At 72.4% G+C, this 9052-nt stretch carries 9 protein-coding genes; 5 read left to right on the top strand and 4 right to left on the bottom strand.

What is annotated here, in order from left to right; genetic code table 11:
• Positions 1 to 135: 135 nt before the first annotated feature.
• On the bottom strand, positions 136 to 783 hold the full coding sequence (locus GRC12_RS37980) for a TetR family transcriptional regulator (RefSeq protein ID WP_208784818.1): 648 nt from the start codon (positions 781 to 783) through the stop codon (positions 136 to 138).
• Between the two features lie 58 nt (positions 784 to 841).
• Here GRC12_RS37980 and GRC12_RS37975 point away from each other — a divergent pair, with 58 nt between their 5' ends.
• The 5 genes from GRC12_RS37975 to GRC12_RS37955 all read left to right on the top strand — a co-directional run bounded on the left by GRC12_RS37975 (position 842) and on the right by GRC12_RS37955 (position 6049).
• Positions 842 to 1528, top strand: coding sequence for a class II aldolase/adducin family protein (locus tag GRC12_RS37975; RefSeq protein ID WP_208784817.1), 687 nt, complete (start codon positions 842 to 844; stop codon positions 1526 to 1528).
• Entirely contained in the window at positions 1525 to 2451 is a 927-nt protein-coding gene (locus GRC12_RS37970) for a carbohydrate kinase family protein (RefSeq protein WP_208784816.1), read from the top strand. The genes GRC12_RS37975 and GRC12_RS37970 overlap by 4 nt, the downstream gene beginning before the upstream one ends.
• Before the next feature lie 88 nt (positions 2452 to 2539).
• Positions 2540 to 4093: an MFS transporter gene (locus tag GRC12_RS37965; protein WP_208784815.1), complete on the top strand. Its 1554-nt coding sequence runs from the start codon at positions 2540 to 2542 to the stop codon at positions 4091 to 4093.
• A gap of 91 nt (positions 4094 to 4184) precedes the next feature.
• Positions 4185 to 5117 (top strand): NAD-dependent epimerase/dehydratase family protein, encoded by a 933-nt coding sequence (locus tag GRC12_RS37960; protein WP_208784813.1) that lies wholly within the window; start codon positions 4185 to 4187, stop codon positions 5115 to 5117.
• Entirely contained in the window at positions 5114 to 6049 is a 936-nt protein-coding gene (locus GRC12_RS37955; RefSeq protein ID WP_208784811.1) for an RNA polymerase sigma-70 factor, read from the top strand. The genes GRC12_RS37960 and GRC12_RS37955 overlap by 4 nt, the downstream gene beginning before the upstream one ends.
• Before the next feature lie 9 nt (positions 6050 to 6058).
• Here GRC12_RS37955 and GRC12_RS37950 read toward each other — a convergent pair whose 3' ends face one another.
• The 3 genes from GRC12_RS37950 to GRC12_RS37940 all read right to left on the bottom strand — a co-directional run bounded on the left by GRC12_RS37950 (position 6059) and on the right by GRC12_RS37940 (position 8869).
• Positions 6059 to 6484: a VOC family protein gene (locus GRC12_RS37950; protein ID WP_208784810.1), complete on the bottom strand. Its 426-nt coding sequence runs from the start codon at positions 6482 to 6484 to the stop codon at positions 6059 to 6061.
• Entirely contained in the window at positions 6481 to 7254 is a 774-nt protein-coding gene (locus GRC12_RS37945; RefSeq protein WP_208784822.1) for a helix-turn-helix transcriptional regulator, read from the bottom strand. The genes GRC12_RS37950 and GRC12_RS37945 overlap by 4 nt, the downstream gene beginning before the upstream one ends.
• A gap of 406 nt (positions 7255 to 7660) precedes the next feature.
• Entirely contained in the window at positions 7661 to 8869 is a 1209-nt protein-coding gene (locus GRC12_RS37940; RefSeq protein ID WP_244374395.1) for a C40 family peptidase, read from the bottom strand.
• Between the last annotated feature and the right edge of the window lie 183 nt (positions 8870 to 9052).

Genomic DNA, 9052 nt, shown 5'->3' with positions numbered 1-9052 from the left:
GTTGATCTTCAGCCCCCACTCGACCCTACGTGACGTTCCGAGTTACCCAGGGTCACGGCAGGAAGGGGCGGCCGGGGCGGGGCCGAGCGTCGTCCGCCCCCTGGGGGCGCGCCGGGCATCCGGGGCACGGCACACCTACGGCCGGTAGCGCGCCGTCACGGCCGTGAGGTACCCCCGCAGCATCACCTTCGCCTCCTCCAGCAGCCGCTCGTCCCCCCGTGCGTCGCGCCGGAAGGCCTCCTGGGCCAGCGCGTCCGCGGCCAGGACCGAGGCGTGGCAGGCGCGGGCGAGGGCCTCGTCGTCCCCGGCGAGGTCGAGGGCGAGCAGGACGCGGCGGATCCCGTCGGCCATCCGGCGCTTGTGCTCGCGGTCGGCGGCCCGGGTCCGTTCGGTCAGGCCGCTGCCGAACCACAGGGCCCGGAAGCCGTGTTCACTGCGGTAGATCGCGGCGTAGGCGTCCACGAGCATGCCGACCGGGTCCGCCCACCGCTCGGTCGCCGCCGCCTCGGCGAAACCGTCCATGGCGGCCTCCAGCTTGGCGAAGTACCCGGCCGCCAGGGCGTCGATGATCGCGTCCCGGTCGGGCAGGTACTGGTACAGCGAGCCGACCGACACCCGTGCCGCCGCGGCCACCCGGGTCGTGGTCAGCGCCTCGACCCCGTCGCGGATCAGGATGTGCTCGGCCGTCTCCAGCACCCGCGCCAAGCGGGCCCTGCTGCGCGCCTGTTGCGGGGTCCGGCGCAGGGGGAGGGCCCCGCCGGGATCCGCGGTCGGCTCTCCCACGAAGGAACCTCCGAACGTGAACGTGACATTGTTTCACGTTTAGACTACGGTCGCGCCCATGACCGACTCAAGCTCGGCGCTGGGGCCGCAGCGGGCCGCCGTGGCCGAGGCCTGCCGGCGTCTGGGGGCCGAGGGCCTGCTCATCGGTACGGCCGGGAACGTCAGCGTGCGCGTCGAGGACCGGGTCGCCATCACCGCCACCGGCGCGGTGCTCGCCGAACTGACCCCGGACCAGGTGAGCGTGGTCGACCTGGACGGCACGCTCGTGTCCGGGACGCTGGCGCCGACCTCGGAACTGGACCTGCATCTCGGTGTCTACCGCCGCTACGGCACCGGAGCGGTCGTCCACACCCACGCCCCGATGGCCACCGCGCTCTCCCTCGTCCTCGACGAACTCCCCTGCATTCACTACCAGTTGCTCACGCTGGGCGGTAGCGTCCGGGTCGCGCCGTACGCCACCTTCGGCACCCCCGAACTCGCCGAGTCGGTGATCGCCGCACTGGAGGGCCGCAGCGCCGCCCTGATGGCCAACCACGGTGCGGTCACCCACGCGACCACGCTCGACAAGGCCGTCGAGCACGCGCTGCTGCTGGAGTGGGCCTGCGGCGTCTACCAGCACGCCGCCGCGCTCGGCACCCCTCGCGTCCTCGACGAACAGCGGCAACTCGCGGTCATCGAGGCCGCGATCGCCCGTGACTACGGCACCACCCACCCCGTACCACCCGCGCAGGAGGAGAAGCGATGAAGGTCGTCACGATGGGCGTGCACGTACTGGACGTGCTGGTACGGCCGGTTGAGGCGATACCCGAGGGCCAGGGCGCCACCCTCGTCGAGGACATCAGGATGACCGCCGCCGGGACGGCGGCCGGCACCGCCCTGACCCTCGCCAAGCTGGGCGCCGAGGTCCGCACCGCCGGCGCGATCGGCACCGACCCGACCGGCGACCTGCTCCTGCAGCTGCTGGAGCGGGCGGGAATCGACACCGGCCTTGTCGTCCGCCGGATCGACACCTCCACCTCGGCCACCGTCCTGCCCATCCGCCCGAACGGCGACCGCCCCACCCTCCATCTGCTCGGCGCCAACATCACCTACGGCCTCGACGACGTCCCCTGGGACGCGCTGGCCGAGGCGACGCATCTGCACCTGGGCGGACCGGAGTTGATCGGCGCCGAGGTCGCCGCGCGGATCCTGGCGCACGCCAAGGAGCACGACGTCGTCACCTCCGTCGACCTCCTCGCGCCGGGCGAACTGGGCACCTTCGACCAGATCGAGCCGATCCTCCCGTACATCGACTACCTGCTGCCCAACGAGGACCAGGTCCTCGGCTTCAGCGAGGAGCGGGACCTCGTCACGGGCGCCGGGAAGTTCCTCGCGGGCGGCACCGGTCTCGTGGCCGTCACCCGCGGCGGCGAGGGCGCGCTCCTGGTCACGGCCGAGGGCACCGAGGCGGCCCCCGCCTTCGACGTCGAGGTCGTCGACACCACCGGCTGCGGCGACGCCTTCTCGGCCGGTTTCCTGCGCGGCGTCAGTCTCGACCGCACCCCGAAGGAGGCCGCCGTACTCGGCAACGCGGCGGCGGCCCTGGTGGCGCAGGGCCTCGGCAGCGACCACGGCGCCTTCGACCTCCCGGAGGCCGACGAGTTCGCGATGACCCACAAAACCCGGTGACCGCGGTGTCGCCGATCGAGTGGTGACGGTCGCGGCACGGGCGTACGGTCGGACAGTGGACGGCATCGTTCACTGAGAGCACTTCACCATGAGCAGCAGCCCGCAGCCGACCTCCGCAGCACAGGCCACCTCCCGAGCACCGGGTGGTGGCGGAAACGGTATGGCGCTTCTGGTCATCGCGTCCTGCCAGCTGATGGTGGTCCTCGACATCACCATCGTGAACATCGCGCTGCCGCACATCCAGAGCGCGCTGGACTTCTCCACGACCAGCCTGTCCTGGGTGGTCAACGCCTACACGCTGACCTTCGGCGGGCTGCTGCTGCTCGGCGGCCGCACCGGCGACATCCTCGGCAGACGGCGCATGTTCATCGTCGGCGTGCTGCTGTTCGCCGTCGCCTCCCTGCTGGGCGGACTCGCCCAGAACTCCGGCGAACTGCTCGCCGCCCGCGCCCTGCAGGGCGTCGGCGGCGCGATCGCCTCACCGACCGCGCTCTCCCTGGTCAGCACCACCTTCCCGGAGGGCCCGGAACGCAACCGGGCCTTCGGCGTCTTCGCCGCCGTCTCCGCCGGCGGCGGCGCCATCGGACTGCTGGCCGGCGGCATGATCGTCGAGTGGCTGAACTGGCGCTGGGTGCTCTTCGTCAACGTCCCCATCGGCGTCCTCATCGCCCTCGCCGCGCCCCGCTGGATCAGGGAGTCCGAACGCCACCCCGGCCACTTCGACATCGTCGGCGCGCTGACCTCGACCCTGGGCATGGTGCTGCTCGTCTACGGCTTCATCCGGGCCGCGCAGGAGGGCTGGCGGGACGCGCTGACGCTGGCCTCGTTCGCGGGGGCCGTCGTCGTCCTGGCCGCGTTCATCCTCATAGAGCGGGGTTCCGTCCAGCCGATCACACCGCTGCACATGTTCGCGGACCGCAACAGAGCCGGCTCGTACGGCATGATGCTCAGCCTCGCCGCCGCGATCTTCGGCATGTTCTTCTTCCTGACCCTCTTCGTGCAGGACGTGCTGAACTTCAGCCCACTGCGGGCGGGGCTCGCCTTCCTGCCGGTCAGCGCCGTCATCGCGGTCGGCGCCGGGCTCGCCTCGCGGTTCCTGCCCCGGTTCGGCCCCAAACCGTTCCTCGTGGTGGGCGCCCTCCTGGCGGCGGGCGGTCTGGCCTGGCTGACGCTGACCGACGTTCACTCCACCTACGCCGGCAGCATCCTCGGCCCGATCCTCGTCTTCAGCCTGGGCATGGGCATGGAGTTCGTGTCGCTGACCCTGATGGCGCTGTCCAACGTCTCCGTCCAGGAGACCGGCGCCGCCTCCGGGCTCCTCAACGCCACCCAGCAGGTGGGCGGTTCGCTCGGACTGTCCATCCTGGTCACCACGTTCGGCACGGCCAGCACCAACGAGGCCCACCAGCAGATCCCGCTCTTCCTCGCCCAGGCGACCCCGGCGGAGCGACTGCGCTTCCGGCGCACCGGACAGCTCCCGGGCCCCTGGTCCGACCAGGTCCTCACGCACGGGATCTCCGCCGCGTTCGTCGTCGCGGCGATCTTCGCCGTGGTAGCGGCCCTGATCGCGGTCGTCGTCATCCAGGTCCGCCCCTCCGACCTGGAGCGCCTCCAGGGCGGCATGGGACCCGGCCCCGTCTGAGACGACCCCGTCAGGATTTTCCCGCCCCCCATGTCACAGACACGGGGGGCTGTCTCGTCCACAGGGCAGAGACAATTCCGGGAACGGGAAGGTGATCGTTGTGCGGGTGTTCGTGGCAGGCGGGACGGGGGTCCTGGGACGGCGGCTGATTCCGCAGCTGGTCGCCAGGGGCCACCAGGTGACGGCTACGACGACCAGCGCGGCCAAGCTGGGGCTGCTGGCGGACCTCGGCGCGGACGGCGTCGTGATGGACGGCCTGGACGCGGCCTCCGTCGGCGAGGCGGTGGCCACGGCACGGCCGGACGCGATCGTGCACCAGATGACAGGGCTCGGCACCGGCGAACCCGACATGAAGCACTTCGACCGGTTCTTCGCCGCCACCAACCGGCTGCGCACCGAGGGCACGGACCATCTGCTGGCCGCCGCCGAGGCGACCGGCGTGTCCACCTTCGTCGCCCAGAGCTTCGGCAGCTTCAACGGCATCCGCGAGGGCGGCTGGATCAAGACCGAGGACGATCCGCTCGATCCGATGACGGGCACGGTGCTGCGCCCGATGATCGAGGCCGTCAACCACCTCGAGGACGTGGTCGTGCGGGCCGGCGGCGCGGTCCTGCGCTACGGCGCGTTCTACGGGCCGGGTGCCATCGACGACCAGGTCGAGCTGGTCCGCAAGCGGAAGTTCCCGCTGGTCGGGCCCGGCACCGGACACAGCTCGTGGATCCATCTCGACGACGCCGCGTACGCCACCGTCCTGGCCGTCGAACAGCACGCGAAGGGCGTGTACTGCATCGTCGACGACGAACCGGCCCCGGCCGCGGAATGGCTGCCCCACCTCGCCGCCGTCGCGGGCGCCAAGCCGCCGATGCGGGTGCCGAAGTGGCTGGCGCGGCTATTGGCGGGAGACCTGCCGGTGATCATGATGCTGGAGGGCCGCGGCTTCTCCAACGCCAAGGCCAAACGTGAACTGGGCTGGGAGCCGCGCCACCCGTCGTGGCGCCAGGGATTCAAGGAGGAGCTGGCGTGAGTCGCACGGAGGAGTTCGAGGAGCTGCGGCCGCTGCTCTTCGCGATCGCCTACCGCATCCTCGGCAGCGTCAGCGAGGCGGAGGACGCCGTCCAGGAGACCTGGCTGCGCTGGGAGCGCACCTCGACCCTGCCGAGGTCGACCAAGGCGTATCTCTCGGCCGTGGTCACCCGGATCTCCGTCGACGTCCTGCGCTCGGCCCGGGTCCGGCGCGAGGAGTACGTCGGCCCCTGGTTCCCCGAGCCGCTGCTCACCGACCCCTACGAGGACCCGGAGCGCTCGGCGGAGCTGTCCGACTCCCTGTCGATGGCGGCGCTGCTGCTGCTCGAACGGCTCTCCCCGCTGGAGCGCGCGGTCTTCGTGCTGCGGGAGGTGTTCGGCTTCGGCTTCCCGGAGATCGCCTCGGCCGTCGACCGGTCCGAGGCGGCGTGCCGGCAGCTCGCGGTGCGGGCGCGCCGGCACATGGACGCGGGCCGGCCGCGCTTCGAGGCCGACCGCAAGGAGCGGGAGGAACTCGCCGAGCGGTTCTTCGGCGCCTTCCGGGAGGGCGACGTCGACGGACTGCGGGACCTGCTCGCCGCCGACGTCCAGCTGGTCGGTGACGGCGGCGGCAAGGCGCCCGCGCTGGCCAACGCCGTGCGCGGCCCGGACAACGTGGCCCGGCTGATCTCCTCGTTCGTCTCGATGTGCGTCGCCACGGGTGTCGTGGCCGAGCCGCACCAGGTGAACGGCCAGCCGGGCGCGCTCTTCCGCGACCGGGACGGCAGGGTCGTGAGCACCTTGGCGCTGGACATCGTCGGAGGACGGATCCAGACGATCCGTGGGGTCGTCAACCCGGACAAGCTCGGACACCTGGGCCCCGTGGCGGACACCTGGGCGCTCAAGGACGAGGCGATGCGGACACGCCGGCCCCAGCCCGACCCCACGGGCTGAGCGCACCGGTCAGGACACGGACGTACCGCCCCACTCCTCCGGGGCCACGTCCGCCAGCGTCTCGGAGAACGTCCACTGGTGGCCGGCCGGATCCTCGGCGGTGTACTGGCGCTCGCCGTACTCGAAGTCGGTCGGCTCCATGAGGATCCGGGCGCCGTGCGCGCGAGCCCGCTCGCAGTGCGCCCGGGCGTCCTCCACCCGGACCGTCACCGAGTGCGTGACCTCGCCGGGGCGCGGCGGACGGCGGTCGTGCCGGACGTCCCCGATGATCACCGCCCCGTCGCCGAAGGCGAGTTGGGAGCGGTGGTCCTCGCCGATGCGCACCCGTTCGGTGAACCCGAAGGCCGCGCCGAGCCAGGCGACGGCGGCCCGCACGTCGGGATAGATCAGGACGGGGATGACCGTCGCGGAGGGGATGGAGCGGTTCGGTTTCATGACTGGCTCCAGGCGTTCGTGTCCCGTGGCACGGCGGGCGCGGGGACCAGTCCGAGCCGCTGGGCCCGCAGCACCGTACTGATGCGGTCGCGTGTGCCCAGTTTGCGGTAGATCTTCTCGACGTGCTTGTGCACCGTGCGATCCGATATGCCGAGCCGCCGGCCGATCGCGGCCGCGGTCAGCGCGTCCGCCAGCAGCACGAGGACCGCCGTCTCACGGGGCGTCAGCCCGCAGTCCTGGGCCGCCGAGGGGGCGGTCGAACGCCGGTGGCGTTCCAGGAGTTGCCGCTGCTGCTCCACGGCGGCCAGCAGCGGCTGGAGCTGGGCCGCCAGCCGGAGATGGTCGTCGGTGAAGTCCGTACCGGAGCGGTAGACCATGCATCCGGTGACCGGGGCCGTGGATCCGGGCAGCGGGATCGCCAGGACGTGGTCGGCGGCCATGAGGTCGCCGATCAGCTCCGCGGTGGGGCTCGACGACCAGGCCCGGCCCGCCGCCCGGCGCGCGGTCAGCGGGGTGCGGTCGGGGCCGGAGGAGTACAGGGACGCGAAAGGGTAGCCCTCCCGCAGCAGGCCCACGGCCTCGTCGCCGAGCACCGCGAACTCGGCGGCGACGGCGGACGGCATGCCGACCGTGCCCCCGGACTCGTTCCACTCGTCCAGCTTGTAGATCAGACTCTCACCGCCGCACAGGCCGGGCAGGGCGTCGGCGAGCATCGGCCACAGCCGCTCGGGCTCCCGTTCGTGCAGTGCCGCGACCGCCACCGACAGCATGCGTTCCTGCGCCCCGACCGACACCTGTGCCACGTTCCCACTCCGCTCGTGCGCCGCGTACGCAGTTGTACCCATACCGGCGACGTCCAGCCTGCCTCAGACTGCAACGGAGCAACAAGGACGTTCACGGATGTACTCCAGCACAACGGCGCACCAGCGGCCGCGGCGGGGAGACCCGGCGGTTCGGTGGGGGACAGCCGGTGCTCTCCGAGGCCCGGAGCCCGTGCGGGCCGCCGGAGCGGGGGACCGGCGGCCCGCAGGGGTCCGATGAGCTCAGGCTCCTCCCCGCTCCGTCTCCGGCTGCACAAGCCGCATGTGACCGGTGTCGTCGGGGTTGCGCCTCCAGCCGAACGCCGAACAGGCCGCCCACGGTTCGTGGACGGCCTCTTCGGTGGAGCGTGTGCAGCTAGGCGGGGCGCACCGCTATGCGGATCGCGGCCTCTCCGGCGTAGTGGACCGACTCCTCGCGGATCACGGCGCCCGGTCCGGGGGCGTGGATCATCAGACCGTTGCCGGTGTAGAGGCCGACGTGGCTGAAGTTGTCGTTGAAGAAGATCAGGTCACCGGGACGGCTCTCGGCGAGCGGGACCACCGTGCCGGTGCTCGCCTGCTCGTGCGTGGACCGCGGCAGCGCGACCCCGGCGGCCCGCCAGGCGGCCTGGGTGAGGCCGGCGTTGTCGTACGACTCCGGTCCGACCGCACCCCACAGGCACGGCCTGCCGATCTGCGCCCGGGCGAAGGACACGGCCCGGTCCGCCTTGGTGCCGACCGGCGGTTCGGCGGGCGCCTCGGGCACCCCGGTGTCGAGGACCGACGGCTCCTGGAGCCGGCGCCACTGGTCCGACACGGGCAGGCTCGAGTCGACCGCGGCGGGCAGGCTCCATCCACCCGTGTCCATGACGGACGGCTGCTGCGGGGCCGCCTCGACGGTGGGCTGCTGGAAGCTCCACTGCGTGCCGGTGTCCAGGGCGGTCAACTGCTGCTGCGCCCCCGTGTCGATGATGGACGGACCCATGTCGGGGACGGCCGACCGCTGCAGGCCCCACGGTTCGCTCGCCGGCACGCCCGTGTCGAGCACGGACGGCTGCTGCAGCCGCCAGGCCTCCTCGGTCGCCCGGCTCGCCTGCTCCGACCAGGGCGCCGGCGCAAGAGCCGCCTGCGGCGCTGCCATGGCCGTCGAGGGCATGGCAGCCTGCGGTGTCATGGTCATCGAGGGCATGACGGCCGTCTCGGACGTCGTGGCTGTCGGGGACATGAGGGTCGCCTGCGGCCCCGTGGCTGTCGGGGACATGAGGGTCGCCTGCGGCCCCGTGGCTGTCGGGGACATGAGGGTCGCCTGCGGCCCCGTGGCTGTCGGGGACATGAGGGTCGCCTGCGGCCCCGTGGCCGTCGGCGACATGACGGTCGACTGCGGTGTCATGGCCAGCGAGGGCATGACCGCCGTCTGCTCCGCCATGGGCGTCGGTGACATGACCGCGGACTGCGGTATGGAGGTCTGCCGGGCCGCGTACCGGTACAGCAGCTCGCTCGCCGCGGCGATCTTGCGCTGGCTCTGCTCCTTGGACGTGCGCAGCGAGGCCTGCCGCGGCTCGCCGCCCGTCGCGCCCGCCGCCATGGCGGACTCCTGCCGCTGCGCCGGTATGGCGGGCAGCGCGGCCGTGCCGCCACCCGCGGTCAGCTCGGCGACCGGACGACGCGTTCCGCCCGCCGGCAGCTCGGCCACGGGCCGGCCGGGTGCCTCCAGTTCGAGGCCGGTCCGTGCCTCCGGGGAGCGCGCGGGCCGCGACGGGGCCGGGCG

The sequence above is a fragment of the Streptomyces griseorubiginosus genome (genome assembly GCF_017614965.1).
Lineage (GTDB): Bacteria > Actinomycetota > Actinomycetes > Streptomycetales > Streptomycetaceae > Streptomyces > Streptomyces griseorubiginosus_B.
The sequence above is the reverse complement of the archived record's forward strand: the minus strand, read 5'-3'. Positions and strand labels throughout refer to the sequence as shown.

Coding starts and splice junctions, on each gene's coding strand:
- GRC12_RS37975 (WP_208784817.1), top strand. CDS start 842: ATGACCGACTCAAGCTCGGCGCTGGGGCCGCAGCGGGCCGCCGTGGCC.
- GRC12_RS37940 (WP_244374395.1), bottom strand. CDS start 8,869: ATGGCGGCGGGCGCGACGGGCGGCGAGCCGCGGCAGGCCTCGCTGCGC.
- GRC12_RS37945 (WP_208784822.1), bottom strand. CDS start 7,254: ATGCTGTCGGTGGCGGTCGCGGCACTGCACGAACGGGAGCCCGAGCGG.
- GRC12_RS37970 (WP_208784816.1), top strand. CDS start 1,525: ATGAAGGTCGTCACGATGGGCGTGCACGTACTGGACGTGCTGGTACGG.
- GRC12_RS37950 (WP_208784810.1), bottom strand. CDS start 6,484: ATGAAACCGAACCGCTCCATCCCCTCCGCGACGGTCATCCCCGTCCTG.
- GRC12_RS37965 (WP_208784815.1), top strand. CDS start 2,540: ATGAGCAGCAGCCCGCAGCCGACCTCCGCAGCACAGGCCACCTCCCGA.